Consider the following 19,788-nt stretch of genomic DNA (forward strand, 5'->3'; position numbering starts at 1 on the left):
AAAAGCGCCTTGATATTGAAAAAATATCATCATTGGAATGTACGTAAGTTTGTTTTTAAAATATTTCCTATTCCAAAACCCTTATCCAAATCTGAGCTTACTCAGAACCAAAGGGGTCAAGCTCTGACCCTTTTGCTTGTGTTGTTTACCCGTTCGTGATTATTTTATTTAATTGGTTACTAAACTTTGCAGCTGGGAAGTTTTGTACATTGGATAACACCACAATGAGCTTTTTGCTTTTAGGGTAGCGGGCTATATAGGTACTAAACCCGTCTATTCCGCCAGAGTGTACGTATCGTAATTCGCCATTAGATTGGGTCATAAACCAACCAAGACCAGCGCTGCCGAGATCTGGAGTGAACATGGATTTTTGGCTTGCTTCGTTCAGTAATGTATTGTTGTAGAATGATTGATCCCACTTGTGTAAATCGTTAGCACTTGAAACCAATGCGCCTGCGGCGAAGGGTACGGTCATGCTCAATTTTGTTATATTTGCACCACTTGGGAGGTAGCCTTGAGCAATATTATTCTGTCCTAACTCATCTTTACCATAGCCACTTTGTGCCATTTCCAAGGGATGGAATATCTCTGTGTTTATAAAGTCTTGATAGGTCATGCCACTGACCTTTTCAATTAAGTGCCCCAATACAATATAACCTGAATTTGAGTATTTATATTGGGAGCCAGGGTTAAATTCAAGTGTTCTGTCTTTAAATAAGGCGATTAGTTGCTCAGGAGTATGCGGTGTGTTTTTAATATATTTAAACGTACTTAGCGCAGTAAAATTAGCTAGCCCTGCGCTGTGTTGCAGTAGATGCTTAATACGTATTTTATCCCCGTTGGGGAAATCAGGTAGGTACACATTAAGAGTATCTTGAATACTAAGTAACCCTTGCTCCTGTAATATCATAATGCCCGTAGCAGTGAACTGCTTAGAGATTGAAGCCAGCCTGAAAACGGTATCTGCATCAATCAGTTTTGTATCGTTTCGGTTAACTTTATTAAAGCCTTTACTGAATAATACCTGTTCATTTTCAACAATCAGTATCGCGCCACTAAAGTTTTGCTCTATGGCATATTGCTCAACGGTTTGGTCCATCTTGGCGGGTTTAATTTCAATGGTTTTTTCGTTGCTGCCACCACATACACTCAGTAGTGCAATTAACAGTGTTGGTACAACAAAGTTTGTTCTGATTCGAAATAGGCATGTGGTCATACGAAACGTCCTTAATATGTCGTTTTAATACGCTTATCATATAGCGAATTTATGATTGGTTTCTGTATGAAAGTGTTTATCAAAGCGCTACATTTTTAAACAAAGTAAACGCATTACATTGTTTCTAAGTTAGGTCTGAAGCTTTGCACAATCACAGCGGTACCATGTCACCTTGCAGACGTAGTTCAGGACCCACTGTTCAGTGACGCGTGTATTTGTGCTTTTTGATTATCAACAGCCACCTGCTCAGTAGCCCTTTATTGGTTGGCAGCAGTGCCTCGTTCGGGTTAGCGAATGGGTCATATCTAACCTCAGATCTGGATAAGCGAATTTGCCCAATAAAGCTATTTTTCTCACTCTCGGCGTTGCTTTCATTTGTAATAGCCCGCTATTACTGCATAAAAGCGCCTTGATATTGAACAAAATATCATCATTGGATTGTACGTAAGTGTGTTTTCAAAACACTTTCTATTCCAAAACCCTTATCCAAACCTGAGGTTATCTAGATTTTATTATTTAATAAATATTAAAACTGATTGTTTAATTACTGGCATTATCAAGTAAATGTAAGTGTTCTAGTATGGCTTACAGCAAATTGAGAGTGAGCTTATCACTGCAAATTGCACACTTCCCCCTACGTGAGCTTGAGTAAACATAACGATACTAAGCTCTTAGAACAATAGATTGGTTGGAGAGTATATTATGAAGTATTCAGGTTTTCAGACATTTAAAACACAACAACAAGACGGCGTTCTTACGGTGACTTTCGACTTTGGTACTGTCAATGTACAAGGTCAGGAAATGCTTGCAGACTTAAATAGTTTGGCAATGCGATTAGAGCGTGACCGCAATACCAAAGTCGTGGTTTTTCAATCAGCTAACCCTGAAGTGTGGGTTTGTCATTATGATACTGAATTATTAAAGGATATGTCGACTGAGGCCGTATCTCGCGACGAAGTGGCGCTTTTAGATTTACAGTCTGTGTGTGAGCGGATCAGTAAAGTACCTCAAGCAACCATTGCTAAGCTTGAAGGTTTTGCTCGCGGTGGTGGTCATGAGTTAGCGCTTGCACTAGATATGCGTTTTGCTGCACGTGGCAAGTTTAAATTTATGCAGATGGAAGTGGGTATGGGTATTTTGCCATGTGGAGGTGGCGCATCACGCATGGCACGTCAAACCGGCTTGGGTCGCGCATTAGAGATAATTTTGAGCGCCCGTGATTTTGATGCTGATGAGGCAGAAGCTTATGGCACCATCAATAAAGCACTTGAGCCAGATAAAATTGGAGAATATGTTGATACGCTTGCGAAACGTATCGCTAAATTTCCTGCTGAATCCATCAATGCTTGTAAACAAGCGGTGTATGAGTCTATTGATAAACCCATTGATGAAGCGCTAAAAGCAGAAGCATACTGGCTTTACCAAGCCACGAGTAAAACCCCTGCGGTTAAGCGTTTTAGCATAGCTGATGAACAAGGATTGGAGCATGACATGGAAAACCAGCGTAACTGGAACGAGTTAGTGATGAATGTTCAGGACATAAAATAATGCATAGACAGACTCACCAGCAGCTGGTTAGTGACTTTTTTACGCGATTTGTTACCTCAGATATTGAAGGCTTACTGGCATTACTTGATGACCAAGTTGTTTGGAAAATGATGGGACAGCAAGGTGGTTTGCCAGTCTCTGGAGAAATGGATAAAGCGGGAATTACTGGACTGATGCAAAGTGTTCGAGAACAAGTTGCAGGCCGTTTAAATATGACCCCCACGGCGTGGACGATTGCAGGTGGGCGCGTTGCGGTCGAAGTCGAATCTTCAGCTAAGCTAACAAATGGTCGAGATTACAATAACCTTTATCACTATTTATTCACGATTTCTGACGGAAAAATTGACGCTATCAAAGAATATGGCGATACCGATCAGGTGAGGAGAGTATTCTTAGATTAGTGGGTAGAGGTTAATTAAAATATAGGGGCGATGAGCCCCTATATTTATTAATTACAGATTGATAAGTAATGCACTTGAGGAATTCGATGATGAAAAAAACAATTCTAATAACAGGCTCTACCGACGGGATTGGTTTAGCAACAGCTAAGTCACTTGTGAAGTTGGGGCATAGGGTATTGCTGCATGGTCGCAGTTGTTCAAAGCTTGCAGATGCAACAAAGCGACTGAGTGAATTGACTAAAGCAGAAGATATTTTTACGTATCAAGCTGATTTATCGAGTATACGTGATGTGCAAGCGTTTATTGTTAAAATAAAACAAGAACATCAAAGGCTCGATACGGTGATTAATAATGCGGGGGTGTTTATAGTCCCTGAAAAAGTGTCTCCCGATGGGCTTGACGTTCGTTTTATGGTGAATACCATTGCACCTTACATCCTGACACACGCTCTTTTGGCGCTGCTTGATAACACTGGGCGTGTCATTAATGTATCCTCAGCGGCGCAGTCCTCTCTTTCTGCTGAGGAGTTATGCACACCAAGTTCATTATCAGATAATGCTGTTTACGCGAAAAGTAAACTGGCTTTGACTATGTGGACGCGTCAGTTAGCCATGTCGCTTGGAGAAAGTGGCCCTGTCATTGTCGCAATTAATCCGAAGTCTTTTTTAGGCAGTAAAATGGTTGAACAAGCGTATGGTGTGACGGGCGGAAACTTGCAAATAGGCGCCGATATATTGGTGAAAGCGGCGTTATCGGAAGAGTTCTCTGATGCGTCTGGGCTTTATTACGATAATGACGTGGGCCAGTTTACATCGCCTCATCAAGATGCGCTTAAAATAACTAAAATTACACAAACAATTGAGCGTATTATCCATTCATTGGGTTAAAAATAACCGCAACTCGCAAATAGGTGTACGTTGAGAGGAAAGAAGAGCCATGAAGAAAATTCTGATAAATTTTGCTCATCCTGCAAAGTCTCGGTCAAATATTAATATCGCATTGCGCAATGCAGTTGAAAACATTGAGCATGTAACTGTGAATGACCTGTACGCCAGCTATCCAGATTTCATGATCGATATAAAACGAGAGCAAGCCTTATGTGAAGCGCATGACATTATTATTTTCCAACACCCTTTTTATTGGTATTCAACCCCCGCAATTATGAAAGAGTGGTTAGACTTGGTGCTGGAGCATGGATGGGCATATGGCACTGAAGGAAAAGCATTGGCAGGTAAAGTGTTTTTTCAGGCGATCACCACAGGTGGCGATGCGAGTACCTATCAAAAAGACGGTTACAACGAATTCACTTTAAAAGAGCTTACTGCACCCTATAGAGCAACCGCCAAATTATGCCGTTTAACTTGGCTGCCACCTTTTGTGGTGACTGGTGTGCATCAGGGCTTAGAACCAGAAGAAATACAAAGTTATTCAGCAGAGTATAAGCGCACACTCATTGCTTTACGAGATTCGTTACTCGATTTAGAGGTGCTAACACAGCAAGAGGTTTTGAATAACAACCATTCAGTTAGTAGGAGCGAATAGTATGGAAGCGTTTTTACTGCAGTTGTTTATCTTTTTGGCGGCCGCGGCCATATCAGTGCCGATTGCAAAGAAGCTCGGACTTGGCTCTGTGCTGGGCTATCTGATGGCGGGTATTGTTATTGGGCCTTTTGGTGCTGCGTTAATTCATGATGTTGAAGCAATCATGCACTTCACTGAGTTTGGTGTGGTAATGATGTTATTTTTGGTTGGGCTTGAACTCAAACCTTCGCTGTTATGGCAGCTTCGAACACCGATTTTAGGATTTGGTGGGGCACAGGTGCTTATCAGCAGCGTGTTCATTTGGGGCATCGCTGTTGTTTTTCTACCTTGGCAACAAGCACTCGCCATAGGACTTGTTTTATCATTGTCTTCAACTGCGATTGTACTGCAAACCTTGCAAGAAAAAAGCAAAATGAAAACCGAGGCTGGTCAGTCGGTATTTGCGGTGTTGTTATTTCAAGATTTGGCCGTAATCCCCATGCTAGCCATTCTCCCTTTGCTTGCCACGCTCACGATATCTGGTGGTGCTCATCATGATTCGGTGCTATTTGATATCAGTACACTCCCTAATTACATACAAATACTGGTGACTATTTCGGCTATTGTATTCGTGCTTATGGCGGGTAAGTTTGCCTGTCGACCAATTTTTAGAACCATTGCCAACACGGGTGTAAGAGAAATCTTCGTCGCTGCGGCGTTAGGATTGGTTATAGGGACGTCGCTTCTGATGATGACGGTCGGGTTATCACCCGCACTAGGTGCATTTTTGGCTGGGGTGGTACTTGCAGACAATGAGTTTCGTCATGAATTAGAAAGCGACATTGAGCCATTTAAGGGCTTATTATTGGGTATATTCTTCATTTCAATTGGTGCGAGCCTTAATTTTACACTGATCAGTGACAGTTTTTTATTAATACTGGGTTTAACTTATGGGTTAATGGCCATAAAAGGATTGGTATTATTACTCGTGAGTGTTGTATTTAAAATTAGTAAGCAAGAGCGGTCGCTATTTGCTATTGCATTGGCACAAGGAGGCGAATTTGCCTTTGTGTTGTTTCAACTGACTAAAACAAGTGGTGTGTTATCCATTGAGGTAATTGAGCCTTTGATTTCAGCGGTGGCTATTTCTATGTTTTTGGCGCCTGTTATGTTTGTTATTCATGAAAAAATGTCTCGCAAACCAAATAAGAAGCCAGTAGAAGCAACGAAAGACGTTATTGAAAAAGGGGATCATAAAGTTATATTGGCTGGATTTGGTCGCTTAGGGACTGATATAGGAAGGTTTTTAATATCCGCGGGTATAAAGCCTGTCATCCTTGACCATGATGCTAATAATGTCAGCCTTCTGAGAAAGTTAGGCTTTGAGGTATATTATGGCGATGCCACAAGGCTTGATTTGTTGGAGTCGGCAGGGGCTGCAACGGCAGAGTTACTGGTGATTACATTAGGTGATACCGAGTCTGCAAAACAACTTGTTGCGCTGGTAAAAAAACATTATCCGCAGTTAAAAATAGTCGTAAACGCCCATGATCGAGAAGCCGCATTTGAATTTATGGACTTAGATATTGAACATATCTATCGCGAGACATTAGGTACGGCTTTAAATATGGGGCAAGCAGCGATGAAACAGCTTGGTGTTGACCCATATGAAGTACATCGTCTTAAGCAAATTTTTTATAAGAAGGACGTTGAAATGATGCCGGAGCTATACAAACTGCGATGCGAAGAAGAAAAGTACATAGTGTTATATCAAAAGCATCATGAACATTTAGAGGAATTGATGAAGTTAGATCATAACGAAAACTTAATGGCGCTTGATAAAGCGTGGACAGCAAAAAATCCAGCGCTCTAGAGGCGACCACAATAATGGCATAGAGCGCACTATCTTTATGTCATTATTAATATTTTCTATAAAGTCTTTTCATCAAAAATGGCATTATCGGCGACAAACCCGTTTGCTAATCTGAGTATGCGGTAATGATTGCACATGTTATGTCAATTCACGTTAACTAGTGGGCTTAGTGTTCAATCTTATGTCATTAAGGCGTTACCATGTTAGGAGAAAATCGCTTTTTTGATAAACGAACTTCCAGCACATAAAGACACAATTAAGCGGCTGCATCTTGACAGTAAAACCTGATTGATTGTGATGAAAAGCAGACTTTTTTACTGAGGTCTGCTTTTTAGGCTTTCATGCTTCCCAGTAAGGTATGTCACCATAATATGCTTTAAAGTAATCAATAAATGCACGGACTTTAGGGGCCAACAAGCGTGAACTTGGGTACACAGCCCAAATAGCGGTGTCAGACTCTACTGGATACTCTTTTAATACTTGCACAAGCTCTCCTGTTTTAAGTGCTTTATAAGCGCACCAAATAGAGCATAAAGTTTCATACAAGCATCTCTGGTTGATTCACCATTATCAATGCGTATTGCGCCTTTGGGTTTGATTTTTTTGAGTCCGTCAGGTGTATTAAAAAGCCAACTGTCAATGCCTATCAGGTTAATACATTGATGATTTATTAGGTCTTGGGGTGTCTTGGGTTCACCATATTCTTCAATATAATCCGGCGATGCACAGACAATACGATGATCGCGTGTGAGCTTTCGTGCGACTAAGGTCGAGTCATTCAATGACGCATTTCTGATGGCAATATCAAAACCGCCTTCAACCATATCAACGATGCTATCACTTTGGCGTAAATCAATTTTTAACTCTGGATATTGTTTTACAAAACCATTTAATGCAGGGACTATATGCATTCGTGCAAAGGATGATGGCGCTGCAACTCTGATGGTACCCTGCGGGGTGAAACTGCCCGTACCAACAGACGCTTTCGCACTATCAACGGCATTCAATACTGCTTCAGCATGAGGCAAAAACTCACGCCCTTCTTCAGTTAAAGACACTTTTCGGGTGGTTCTATGTATCAGCTTTACACCTAATGCTTCTTCAAGCTTATTGATATGCATACTTGCAACAGGTGCAGATAGCCCCATCTCGTTGCCCGCCATACTGATGTTGTGAGTCACCGCTATTCTCACAAAAAGCCTTAAGTGTTCATTATTCACTGTCGCCACTCATTATTAATAAAAAGTAAAAACTGATTAATTTTATGAGTGCATTATCAATAAGATGTTTTGTAAATATACTTTACCCAATCCAATACAGGGGAAATAATAATGAAAGCAATGACCATTAACGCGTTTGGCGGTACTGAAGTATTTACAGCGTCTGAATTAATAAAACCAGAAGCGACAGCTGGGCACGTGGTAATAAAAGTGGCCGCAACGAGTGTGAATACGGTTGATATGATGATCCGCCAAATGGGGGAGGATTTAGCCCCCTTATCACCTGCATTACCTGGCGTATTAGGGATGGACTTTGCTGGTGTCGTGGAATCTGTCGGAGCAGGCGTAACAGGTTTCTCTGTTGGTGATGAAGTATATGGTTGTGCTGGTGGCTTAGCAGACTTACAAGGGGCGTTAGCGGAGTACATGCTTGCGGATACAAAGCTAATTGCTCACAAGCCTAAAACAATTTCAATGCGTGAAGCGGCCGCTATACCGTTAGTTGGCATTACCGCGTATGAAGGACTTATACGTGCTGGCGTTAGCCAAAATCAAAAAGTACTGGTGCATGGTGGAGCTGGCGGCGTAGGTCATATAGCGTTACAATTGGCGCGCTATTTTGGTGGTGAAGTTTATGCTACTTGCAGTGGCAATGCTCAGTCTGAACTCATTAAAAAGTTGGGGGGGACGGCCATTAATTATAAAACCGAATCAGTGACTGATTATGTTGCTAGGTATACTGATGGTGCAGGCTTTGATGTAGTGTATGACTCTATTGGTGGCGCGAATCTGCTTAATTCATTTGAAGCAGCTGCATTAAATGGGCAAGTTGCTACGACTGTGTCTATGGCCGAAATAGACCTGACGACAGCGCATTTTAAAGGGTTATCTTTACATGTTGTCTTTATGCTGATCCCAATGCTTTATAATCACAAACGTGAACGCCACGGTGAGATTTTGGCTAAAATTGCAGAGGTTGTAGATGCCGGTAAATTAACCCCTATTGTTGATGAACAATATTTTAGTTTAGAAGATGTCGGTAAGGCACATACTCGACTTGCAAGCGGCCAAGCAATGGGAAAAGTAGTGGTGTCAGTTTAGGTATTAAATCATTTTTCTTGTCGAGAGGGGCGAAGTTAAGCCCCGCTCTGATTACGCCCTTCGATGCTTTAACCGCAGCCGTTGCGCTAATTGCGGTTATAGTCGCAATGCCTTTTGCTCTATGTAGAGCTGAGTACGTAACTCACTTAGGTCGTATCACGATGAACCTTTAACTCATCAGCTATTGGAACTTGCATTTAAAGCGTATTTTCATCGATAGGCCCGGCGACATGCGATCTACTTCAATGGTGCCTTGTTGTGCTAATACAAGCTCGTTGACCAGCGCAAGCCCTATCCCTGTACCTTGGGTTGAGCGTGTTAATTCACTGCCTCCGCGATAAAATAATTCAAAGATTTTACTTTCTTGTTCCGCACTAATACCATTACCATAATCACGAATTTCCATCACGATATAGTCTTTATCTTTATCTTTAGCGTTTGCTGTAAAGTTGAAATCGACTTTTTTGCGTTGTTCATCTTCGATAGTGTCACTATCAAAAAACTTTACTGCGTTATCAGTGATGTTGATCACAACCTGTGAAAATGCATCTAAGTCAATGAGTAAAAGTACATCTTCTGGTTTTTCGAAGTCACTTGAAATGTTTAGCTGAAAATGGCTGTTTAGCAATAACGACGATACTTTTGACTGGATGATATCCGTTAAAATACTGAGCTTGGTATAGTGTGCATTGACACTGTGTTGTGGTTGGTTGAGTTTTGAAAGCTGCAGTATGTTGTCAATTAAACGAGATAAGCGTTCACTCTCACTGTGGATGAATTCGTAATACTCAGACTTGTATTCTTCTGAGGGCACCATCCCTGATTTTAGCATTTCAGAATACATACGAATGGATGTTAATGGTGTCTTGAGTTCATGGCTTACCGAAGACACAAAGTTGAGACGTTGCTCTGCGAGCTTAAACTGTTTGATACCCAAACGATAAAAGCCAAAACTGCCCAGTATAATCCCACACAGTAACAACGTCATTAATCCAAGACTATATATCGCCGCAGGAGGGAGCGTGAGTTTTGCCGTTGAATATGTGAGCTGATAACTTTTAAAAGGCCATCGTAGTTCGTGGCTATTGATGGTTAATTGATTTAATGGTGCGTGTAGCAATTTGGTTTGGGTGATGACGGCTTGACCATGGGGTTTGCTGTCATAAATAAAATAAGTTTTATCCGAACTCGTTTGTTCAGGCTGTACGGTGACTGTGATCGTACTTTTAAATTGCACGGTTTTGAGTATACGTTCAATTTGGTTGTTTAAATAGGCATTTACGTCGATGACGTAGCCTTGTAATTTTTTGACTCCATTCACGAGTACAATACGATAAAAAACAAGGTATCCTGGTACATCGGATAATAAAAGAAACTTCTCATTGTTAGCCGATAAGTTGTTTTTAATGAGGGCTTTTAACTCGGTTGACTTGGATGTTACTTGATAGAGTTTTAAAGCGAGCCTTTTTCGTTTTTTCGACTCAAGCCCATCATGCTCTTCTATTTTTAACCCTTTGGGATCATTGACGATGCTAGGCCAAACTGGGCTATTGAATTGCCCATTTTTATCTAGTTGAAAGTAACCGATGAGGCCGACATAGCGCGCATTATATTCGGGGTTTGAGAGCGGGGACCTAATTCGACTCACTTGTTTGTTATCAGGGTTGTAAATATGCTGATAATAATCAAAGGTGCGTGTGTTTAAGGCATTATCAAATACGACGCGTTTAAATAATTTGAGGTTTAGTTGTGACGTTATCTTTGCTGTTTTACTTTGATATTCGGTTAAAAGATCTTTTTCAAATTGATGATATCCTTTGTAAAGTACGACGCTGATAGGGGCTAACAATAGGATCAAAAAAAGACCAGTAAGGTAGCGAAGCCGACCTACGCGCTGCGGATAACTTAATAAACGGGTATTTGAGAGGAGGTGTTTCATATTATGACTGACAGCTAAATAGCTGATACCCTTCGCCTCTTAGCGTCACTAAATGCTCAGGTATTTTAGGGTCGCTTTCAATTTTTTTACGTATTTTAGCGATATGTATATCCACTGTGCGCGTATCGATATGTTCAGTTGATTTATATCCCCACACTTCTCTTAATAATTCATCGCGTGATACAGGGGATTTTTGCTGGTTTAAGTAAATCAAAATACTGACTTCTCGGCGGGTATAGCGCATCTCTTGCTCATATGAGCACCCTGTTAGTTTTTGCGTACAAATACGCACATGTTTACCAATGGCGAGAGTATGGTCATTACCAGATAACCCAGAGCGCCTTATTAATGCTGTGACTCTTAATACTAACTCGGATGTAGAAAATGGTTTAGCTAAATAATCATCAGCGCCTAACGTCAGGCCGTTAATGATATCTTCTTCAGCATTTTTTGCAGTTAACATTAAAATAGGTTGTACCTGAGAGTGTTGCCTGATTGCATTGCATATTTCAAAACCATTCATCGATGGCAGCATCACATCTAAAATAATGCAACTGTACTTCTGTGCTAAAGCGCGCGTGAGCCCTTTTTTACCATCCATTTCACTTTTAACGTCAAACCCATGAAATACAAAAAGATCGGTAAGACCACGCAGTATACTTGGCTCGTCTTCGATAATAAGCAGAGAGGGTTTTATATTCATATTATTTTCAATTCTTTGGCTCACTTATGGAGACTATATCATTATTTTTAATAGCTAAAATGCAAAGTTTTGTAAAAGTTTTATAGCGTTGTTTTTACTTTTTGTGCCTACTTGACGCGTGGTTTACTGGCTAAGATGCCCTGAACTTAATGACAGGGCACTAACAATGATAAACAGTGATATTCAACCACCTCTATTATTTAAGCGATCGGCTCTACGCCAAGCAATTTTAAGTTGTGTTTTAATGGGCGGTTCTTGTACTTTGATTGGTTTTTCAAACGTCAGCGCTGCAAATGAATCAGCTGCCAATATCGACAGATATGAGGCTCGTACTTTTATGGCGTTAGACCCGCAAACTTTATACGATATTTTAGAAAATACGCCGGGTGCAAATAGTCTTTTAAACGCACTGAACGACACGTCAGAAAATCGCGGTTTTGGTTCTGCGGGTGAGCAAATTTTAATAAATAGTAAGCGAATGTCGGGAAAAGAGAATAGCCTTGCTAAAGAGTTGGATAGTATTCAAGCACAGGACGTTGATTATATTGAACTGATCCGTGGTACTCGGTCTGATTTAGATGTACAAAGTAACGGGTTAGTGATTAATGTGGTCCTTAAAAAAGACATAGACCCCTCTATTTTATGGACATTGGGGACAGTCAAAACGGCTGATATTAAACCCTATTCAAGGGGGTCATTGACGTATAGCGCAAGTATCGACAATTTTAAATATAGACTGGGTATGAGCCACTCAGTGAATCCTACAGAAATAAGTTCAAGTGAGTATTTTACCTCTATTGATCAAGTTCATACACAAACAAATACTCGGGTGCGTGACAACATCTACACAACAAGTCAGTTATCAGCCAAATTAGAATATGTATACTCTGATAAAACCTCAATGCAGCTCAATGGTATTTACGAAAAAATTAAAGTCGACGCAACCATCAGCAATGATGGTGAATACTTAGTGAAGAACACACAAGAGCATAAGGCCTTAGTTTATGATTGGGCTAGAGATAAGTGGGAAATTAGTGGAGATATCAGCCATGAGTATAATGATGATCATCAATTAAAATTACTGTTCATCAGTAATCGAGCGGACTCAGACGATAAAATTGGGCACAGTGTATCTAAAGGCGGCAATATACTGCTTCCTGACTACACATTACCGCGCATATATACCTCAAAGGAAAATGTCTTACGCACCAATTGGCGCTATAAATTGAATACACGTCATACTTTTGATTCGGGTTTTGAAGTCGCGATAAATGAACTCAATGAAGACTTACAGTTTATTCGTCAATCAGGCGTTACTTACCGCTCTACGGAGTTGAATGATATTAAAGAAACCCGTTACGAAGCCTTTAGTAATTATAATTTTGCAATGTCTGCTGCGCTTAATCTGCAATCATCATTGATATATGAGCGCTCCACCATAGACGTTGCGACTGACTTATTGTTAGTGAGCGACACATTACACAGCGCACAAAGTGATACTTCTCGCACGTTTAATTACCTTAAGCCGCGTTTGAACCTAAGGTATGATTTAAATGAGATTTATCAAATGCGTTTTAATTACCAACGAACGGTGAGTCAACTTGAACTGAAAGACTTTGTGCCCTGGTTTGACAGCTATGAATCTCGATTAGAAGAAGCGAACCCAGATTTAAAACCCGAAGTACGCGATGAGCTTTCATTCGCTTTTGAAAAGCAGTGGCAAAACACCAATGGTAGTTTTACCGTCACGCCTTATTATCATAAAGTCAGTGATTTAATTAATGAGGTGTTATTAGCGAAGCGATCGGGTGACGGAAATATTGACAGGGCTAAAGAGTACGGCGTTAAATTAGAAACAAATTTTGGGTTAGAAGCGCTTGGATTAAATAATACCTTGGTCAGTGCCAACTATACATGGCGAGAGAGTGACGTGGTACACCCTTTTACTGGGGAGCGAGGGCCGATTGAAAGAGTGAGTAAAAATGAATGGCATGTAAAGCTCAACCAAAATGACATTTTACCTGGGCTATCGTTAAGTTTAACGCTTGAAGATAAGAGCCGTTATGAATTTTATTACTATGATTACCAAGGTAATGTTGACACCAAAATCACAGCAAATGCCTTTATTGATTACCAAATGACGAAGAACCTAAAACTGCGTTTAAAAGGTGACAATTTACTGAATGATAGGTACACAGTAAATAAAGCACGTCATACAGCATTGTTTACTGACAGTGATTTTTTAAGACAAGAGCGGCGTGATAATGAACGTGCGCCTAGGTTTTCATTAATATTAACAGGCCAATTTTAAGCTGTATTTTTGCCAAACGAGTGGTATGGGGCTGAGTTTACAGTGTGCGGCATAAAGTGCGTGTTAATATTATCAATGGAGTTTATGGATTAAAGGTGTGCGATAAACAGATGCTCGCCTTTTTTATTGCCTCATACCTGAGCAAATTATCACGTGTGATGACCTTGAGATTAAAAGGTGGTAGCCAATAAGTTGGCTATCAACAACTCTGACCCTTTTGATATTCTGACCTTTTCGATGTTAAGCGCTTTTAGCTGCCCTAATTTATTGTCGAACGTTTCGTCTTGTTTAACAAAGCAACAAACTAAAACAGGACCATTATGAACAATAAAACAGGTTTATTAACCGGGGGGTTATGTGTAGCGTTACTCAGTGGCTGCAATTCGGACCCACAAGTATTAATAGGGTACAGTGCAAACCAACTATGCTCGCGACACTTTATCTCGGATGAGCCCGTCGATTTTATAAAAAGTCGGGTGATCCCGGAAGCATTGGCAACCTTACCAGATGACACTCAAATACACGTCGATTCAGGTAATCATGTGGTTACTCTTTCAGCCGCGATTGATAATGAAATAATAACGCGAACATCCGTTTATAGAGAAGGTTTTGGGTGTACTTTGTTATTTGATTTAACAAAAGAGCAATTACGGGCACAAACCGCTCATGTGAATACGCCAGAAGCTTCACCGAGTGCGCCGATTGATAAGGCGGTTAATTCAAACCTTACGCTAGATAAGTTTTTTAATACGAATCAATATGATTACGCGTGGAGTGATAACACATTTGCCGTTGCCGTAATGCACAAAGGAAAGCTGGTCGCAGAGCAATATGACGACCATCATCATGGCGACACCCGAGTACTGAGTTGGTCAATGGCCAAAACGCTCACCGCATTAATGACCGGCGTTTTGATAGACCAAGGTAAGTTAGCGCTCAACCAAACGGTGTCTTTTGGCCAGCATGGCATGACCATTAAGAACCTGCTTAATATGAGTTCAGGCGTCAAGTGGGCCGAAACGCCAGACATTCATGGTTATGAAGATTTGGCACCGATGTGGTATTACCATGGTAACTCAGTTGAATATGTATCGGCATTAGGGAAAGAGTATACGCCAGGCAGTCGGTTTGAATATGCGACGGGGACCACGCAATTGCTTAGTTCAGCAATAAAAACAGCCTCAGGAGGAAGCTTTCAGACGGTGAATGATCTATACCAATCACACCTATTTAAACCTTTAGGGATCAATAATGCCGTCGTAGAGTTTGATGAAGCAGGTAACTTTCGAGGTGGCGCTCGTATGTTTTTGACCATTCATGATTGGCTAAAAATTGGTGAGTTATTTATCAATCAAGGTCGTTGGGGTGATCAACAGGTCGTGCCTGAATCTTGGCTTACAGAGGTGATGATGTCGCCCGGTGTATCAAAACATTACGGTGCACAGCTTTGGCTTAATGATTTGCAGTTTTGGCTACCTAAATTGCCAAAAGATACCGTATCTCTTCGAGGTCATCGTGGTCAGTATGTGATTATTATTCCTTCTAAGCAGCTTGTGGTCGCACGTTTTGGCGCATACGGCTCGGTAGTAAATCAAAATATTGGACTTGCCAATAAACGCGTTTTTAGTGCTGTCGTGGATGTTTTAAAGCAACTAGAAAAATAGTAAGTTTAAGAATAAAAGGGCTCGTTTAAAATGGGGGAGAACTAATAGGTCAGAAGTCTTTCATTTTAATCTTTTTATTTTTTATAAAATAGAAATGGCGGATATTGTTGAGATAGCTTAAATAGAGTATTTTTTCCGAAAATCGGTACGATTACCATATGCACGCTTTTGGTCTTGTTTATTGGGTATACGGAACGCAACCAATAGCCCTTGATAACTTACTCAATAGCGTGCTTTTTGAGAGATTATGAAACTTAAATTATTTACATCAATTATATTAGCCACAACTTTATCAGCATGTAGTTCTACATCAAATGGAGGGGGTTGGCCAGAAGAACTAAAGCTTGCTGCAAATCAAATAAATAGTAGTTTGCCTATGATGATAGATGCAGAGACAAGGATTGACTCTACATTCGCTTTTATGAACACGTTTACATACAATTATACGATAGTTACTTCATCGGTAAATGAAATCAATGTTCAAGCGTTTAGGGATTTGATGACGAAAAAGATCTTTAATACAGTGTGTACTAAACCAGATATGGCTTCATTCGTACAAAATAACACTGAAGTGAATTACGCTTATGTTGACTCCGAAGGTAAACATATAACTAAAATATCTGTTGATACGCGCCAATGTGAAAAAATATAAAAAGGCGCTAGTAGGGGCCGAGTACTTCAGCTTCATGAATTTTGATTTTTGAGCGGCTAACGACAGCCGCTTTTTGGTAGTGAACTGTGGATGCAGATTACGCCACTTGGTGCACGTGCTGCTGGCGTTTCGCCCAAAAGGGGGCGTCATTCCAGCGTTGCTCTTTGTGATAAAAATGCTGCTTTAAACCTAAATATTCCTCAAATTGCCGGATTAAATCTTGCTGATATATATGACTATTTTCATTAAAATTAGCAGGGCTTGTAGCGTTGCCTATGATGGTTGCTACTTGGCATCCAGAGGTCATGGCAAAACCCAGACCCATAGAGGAAATAGGGTCGAATGCGCATGCGGCATCCCCGACAGGTAAATAGTTTTTTATGTGGCTAAATTGATTAAAGTGAGTACCGGCGGGTCTGATCCAAAGGTTATCATCAATAAAATGTGCCCCCTCGACTCTTTTTGACATATATTTGCTGTGTTTGAGGTGCTGTTGCCAATGTGATTGACGATTTAACTTCATTTTTGAGATTAATTCAAAGTCGCTAAAGTAGGTAACGACAACCATCTGATCAGACAATGCGGCACTATACCACCAACCATACTCGTCACTTTCAATTAATTGAATTTGTTCAAATGAGGTCGAGTCAGATTTATAAAAAGCTCCAACGCCAGTGAGTCTATCGTGTTGTGTAACAGACGCACCTAATGATTTACTTAATGATGAGTTTCGTCCTGAAGCATCCACCAGATAATTGCACGTTATTGCAAACTTCCCATGTTCTGGATGATTCACTTCAACAACATAACGACCATCTTGCAATTGAGTGACCGCTTTGTGTTTAGTTCGAGGAAATACAGTGCCACCACGATTCAGCACGGTTTCAAGGAGGGTTAAGTCAAATACCTCGCGGTTAATTTGAAACGTTGCTCTGTCTGGTGCAAAAATAGCGTGCCGATTAGCCGATTTATCGCTGCCCCAAAAAGCACTATTACCTTGGGTTGGCGTAAAACAGGCAGAGCCAAAATGAGACTTTGGCAGGCGTAAATAGTCCAATATTGGAAAAATGCTTTCTGAGACGCTCTCTCCTACTCGCAGCCGTTGTAAATCCGAGCTTTCGACTAATGTAACGGATAATTTGGTGTGATTAAGCAAGTTTAATGCGGTGCTGGCCCCTGCGGGACCAGCGCCAACAACCAGCACATCACATTGGTGTGCATGTATCATTTTATATTACCGTCTTGTACGAGTACCACTGCGAGGTACTGCTCTACCAGCCGGTTTGGCTGTGATGGGAGCAGACATTTTTTCTTCCATACCTTTAAGTAAGGCTTTTGCTTTTGAGCAGCCTGAAGAAAGGTGATTTTTAACATCATCAGGGATGTAAAAAACAGGGATATCAGTGCCATCATCTTGCGGGTTGCCAGTAATGTCTGAAACAGGCACATCCTTATAAGCAAATAATTGATGGTTACGCTCACTTTCAGTAAAGAATGGAAAGTTGGGCTCGCTCGCATTTTGATTACGAATAAATCCGAGTGCAGGCCAGTGCTCTACCATTTGTACAAAACTATTAATGCCTCGGGCATAGTTAACTTGTTGACCTGCCGGTAAATGGGTGGCTGATTGATCATCCATCTGATTGGTCAATACATCCCATGGGCTTTGAGGTGGCCACCAATAACTGTAATAAGACGGCGCAAGGGGGACCATATTGGGATCTTCCTCTGTACCTTCATTCACTTTATTGACTGTTGGATCAGTGAAGTTCACATTTTGGATAGTACAGTTGAAAAAGTCAGCCTGCCATGGGCAAGCCATACGTTTGGTTAAATCACCCGGCTGGCACCCGCCACCTTCACACTCATCTCGCTCTGGGTCTAAACCACTTGGAAAACCATTCCCCGTACTTTGATCTTTGATGACATAGGGAGCGGCGTAAACCACCGGATTCTGCATGCTCCAAGTCACTTCAATACCTGGGCACATAGGCAAGCCAACACAATTACCAACGCTGCCTTGGTCAGCATGAAATACACCAAAACTGTCTTGTGCTGACGTAGTTGGCAGTGGTTTTTCATTTGAGAAACTCCCACTGGCCCATTGGCTTAATAAGAAATATTGCGTCTGAGTTAAGGTGAGAAACTTATCGACAATATTATCTTCGGCATTACTGACCGAATTGCTACCTGAGTTAACCGGCATTAATGGCAGGTGACCTTCAATCCCATGTTCAAACAGCTGTTGATTGGTTTGCTCAATTGGCGGTGTTTCTTGCACAGTAGCAGGGTTGACCGGTTTTCTAAAATAGTTGAAATAGGCAGACCTGTTGGCTTGATTTTCTTCGGAGTTGTCTTTGAAATCAAAAATATTAGAGACGAATGCCGACATAGATTGTACGTTTGATACCCATTGATAGCGACTAATTCGCTGTATTATTGGCTCAATATCACGATAGTAATTAGCTTGATATGACGGTTGAAATTCGCCATTGCTATACATTTCAGCACATAGGTTTTGTTCACGGATAGCCACGTCGAACATGGTGTCGCTTAAATTGGAAATATTAACGATTTCTGGAGCAAAATCAGGAGAGCCGACTATAACCCATGCTGATAACTTTAACTCTTGGCCATCGTTAAAAGTGATGGTGCAATAAACCGTGCCATCGGCAATATCATCATGCCAAGAGTCAGCTCCTCCGTAAGACTCAAGGGGTTCATTACCACCGGCATTACCGTAGCCACCAATGACCACTAAACGCCCTTCGTTGTCGGTTAAAATATTACCCAAAGACTTAATTTCAGTCCCTTGGCAAGGTTTTGGGGGAAAGCTGGATGGGTAGTTATTAGGGGCGCTTGCGTCATCAAAAATGGCCTTGGCATTGGCTCCTGTGATTGTTCTTGGTCCAGGGTCAATAATTAAACTGCGACGGTTGGTTTCACTGGCGTTGCGCCATGGTGTACCTCGATTACTGTAGCTGTTCTCTTCACCAAATAACAGATTACCTTGCAACTCATTAAATTCGTACCAAGCCGCCTTTTTATTCGCAATGTGCACAGTCCATGTGATCGCTTTGACATTATCACTTGCTAAAGTGAGCTCGTTATTGTCTTCATCAATAATTTTAAATGGCTGGCCCTGTCTGCGGATCCGTCCTTCCTGATCCTTAAATTGATTTACTGGGCTATCTATTTTGTTGCCCCATTCATCGGCTTCAAAAGGTAAGCCACCAATTTGATCGGGTGCCAAATAGAATTGGCCTTCGCTGTTGCCTAATCTGGCGACGCCAACGGACGGGTGAAGAGAATAGTTCATATTTATATCCTTTAGATACATTAATTACGGCATATAAAAAGCACCTGTTAAAAATGTTCAACAGAGCTCACTCATCATGCTGAAAAGCTTCAGCTGAGCAAATGAATGTAGCAGTAAAGTTGAAATATGGATATTTCATGGCATTACAGTTGAAGACAACATAAGGTTAAAAAGGTCTTAAATAGCGGTTTTAAGCTTTGAAGAAATAAAAACAATAAGGCTGCGATAAATGAACATTTTTTTGATAACGTCGAGTGCCACAGTAATTGACCCTGTTTTCGAACCTCGATGAAAATAAGGGAATCAATGTATATCAACCT

At 41.0% G+C, this 19,788-nt stretch carries 14 protein-coding genes and 1 pseudogene; 9 read left to right on the forward strand and 6 right to left on the reverse strand.

All coding sequences use genetic code 11. The annotated features are described in order from the left end of the window. Positions 1-145: 145 nt before the first annotated feature. Complete coding sequence (locus J8L97_RS16720; protein ID WP_211051528.1) at positions 146-1,216, reverse strand: serine hydrolase; 1,071 nt, start codon at positions 1,214-1,216, stop codon at positions 146-148. A 702-nt stretch (positions 1,217-1,918) separates the two neighbouring features. Between J8L97_RS16720 and J8L97_RS16725 the strand changes: the two genes are divergently transcribed. The 5 genes from J8L97_RS16725 (at position 1,919) to J8L97_RS16745 (ending at position 6,559) form a co-directional block, all read left to right on the forward strand. Further along, positions 1,919-2,764 carry an enoyl-CoA hydratase/isomerase family protein gene (locus J8L97_RS16725; RefSeq protein ID WP_211051531.1) on the forward strand — a complete coding sequence of 282 codons (846 nt, stop codon included), beginning with the start codon at positions 1,919-1,921 and terminating at the stop codon, positions 2,762-2,764. After that, positions 2,764-3,165: a nuclear transport factor 2 family protein gene (locus J8L97_RS16730; protein ID WP_211051534.1), complete on the forward strand. Its 402-nt coding sequence runs from the start codon at positions 2,764-2,766 to the stop codon at positions 3,163-3,165. The genes J8L97_RS16725 and J8L97_RS16730 overlap by 1 nt, the downstream gene beginning before the upstream one ends. A gap of 89 nt (positions 3,166-3,254) precedes the next feature. After that, on the forward strand, positions 3,255-4,052 hold the full coding sequence (locus J8L97_RS16735; RefSeq protein ID WP_211051582.1) for an SDR family NAD(P)-dependent oxidoreductase: 798 nt from the start codon (positions 3,255-3,257) through the stop codon (positions 4,050-4,052). 49 nt (positions 4,053-4,101) lie between these two features. After that, positions 4,102-4,707 (forward strand): NAD(P)H-dependent oxidoreductase, encoded by a 606-nt coding sequence (locus tag J8L97_RS16740; protein WP_211051535.1) that lies wholly within the window; start codon positions 4,102-4,104, stop codon positions 4,705-4,707. 1 nt (position 4,708) lies between these two features. Continuing rightward, positions 4,709-6,559: a monovalent cation:proton antiporter-2 (CPA2) family protein gene (locus J8L97_RS16745; RefSeq protein ID WP_211051540.1), complete on the forward strand. Its 1,851-nt coding sequence runs from the start codon at positions 4,709-4,711 to the stop codon at positions 6,557-6,559. 339 nt (positions 6,560-6,898) lie between these two features. On the opposite strand, the pseudogene J8L97_RS16750 reads toward J8L97_RS16745, so the two are convergent. After that, positions 6,899-7,779, reverse strand: a pseudogene (locus J8L97_RS16750) (LysR family transcriptional regulator). Between the two features lie 111 nt (positions 7,780-7,890). On the opposite strand from J8L97_RS16750, the gene J8L97_RS16755 reads away from it, so the two are divergent. Then, positions 7,891-8,880, forward strand: coding sequence for a zinc-dependent alcohol dehydrogenase family protein (locus J8L97_RS16755; RefSeq protein WP_211051542.1), 990 nt, complete (start codon positions 7,891-7,893; stop codon positions 8,878-8,880). Positions 8,881-9,061: 181 nt separating this feature from the next. Here J8L97_RS16755 and J8L97_RS16760 read toward each other — a convergent pair whose 3' ends face one another. Together J8L97_RS16760 and J8L97_RS16765 are read right to left on the reverse strand one after the other, a co-directional pair. Further along, the gene (locus J8L97_RS16760; RefSeq protein ID WP_211051544.1) at positions 9,062-10,819 is read right to left on the reverse strand and encodes a cell wall metabolism sensor histidine kinase WalK; all 1,758 of its coding nucleotides are present in this window, start codon (positions 10,817-10,819) and stop codon (positions 9,062-9,064) included. A 1-nt stretch (position 10,820) separates the two neighbouring features. Beyond that, a complete protein-coding gene (locus tag J8L97_RS16765) occupies positions 10,821-11,522 on the reverse strand; it encodes a response regulator transcription factor (RefSeq protein ID WP_211051546.1) in 702 nt (233 codons plus the stop codon). Between the two features lie 166 nt (positions 11,523-11,688). On the opposite strand from J8L97_RS16765, the gene J8L97_RS16770 reads away from it, so the two are divergent. From J8L97_RS16770 to J8L97_RS16780, 3 genes are all read left to right on the forward strand, one after another. Further along, complete coding sequence (locus tag J8L97_RS16770; RefSeq protein WP_211051548.1) at positions 11,689-13,833, forward strand: TonB-dependent siderophore receptor; 2,145 nt, start codon at positions 11,689-11,691, stop codon at positions 13,831-13,833. Positions 13,834-14,153: 320 nt separating this feature from the next. Continuing rightward, on the forward strand, positions 14,154-15,497 hold the full coding sequence (locus J8L97_RS16775) for a serine hydrolase (RefSeq protein WP_211051550.1): 1,344 nt from the start codon (positions 14,154-14,156) through the stop codon (positions 15,495-15,497). Positions 15,498-15,744: 247 nt separating this feature from the next. Further along, a complete protein-coding gene (locus tag J8L97_RS16780; RefSeq protein WP_211051552.1) occupies positions 15,745-16,149 on the forward strand; it encodes a hypothetical protein in 405 nt (134 codons plus the stop codon). Between the two features lie 97 nt (positions 16,150-16,246). On the opposite strand, the gene lodB is transcribed toward J8L97_RS16780, so the two are convergent. Together lodB and lodA are read right to left on the reverse strand one after the other, a co-directional pair. Further along, positions 16,247-17,377 carry a lysine-epsilon-oxidase maturase LodB gene (gene lodB, locus J8L97_RS16785; protein WP_211051554.1) on the reverse strand — a complete coding sequence of 377 codons (1,131 nt, stop codon included), beginning with the start codon at positions 17,375-17,377 and terminating at the stop codon, positions 16,247-16,249. 6 nt (positions 17,378-17,383) lie between these two features. Beyond that, on the reverse strand, positions 17,384-19,468 hold the full coding sequence (lodA, locus tag J8L97_RS16790; RefSeq protein ID WP_211051558.1) for a CTQ-dependent lysine 6-oxidase LodA: 2,085 nt from the start codon (positions 19,466-19,468) through the stop codon (positions 17,384-17,386). Positions 19,469-19,788 lie beyond the last annotated feature (320 nt).

The sequence above is a fragment of the Pseudoalteromonas sp. MMG012 genome (assembly GCF_018100875.1).
Classification (GTDB): Bacteria; Pseudomonadota; Gammaproteobacteria; order Enterobacterales; family Alteromonadaceae; genus Pseudoalteromonas; species Pseudoalteromonas aurantia.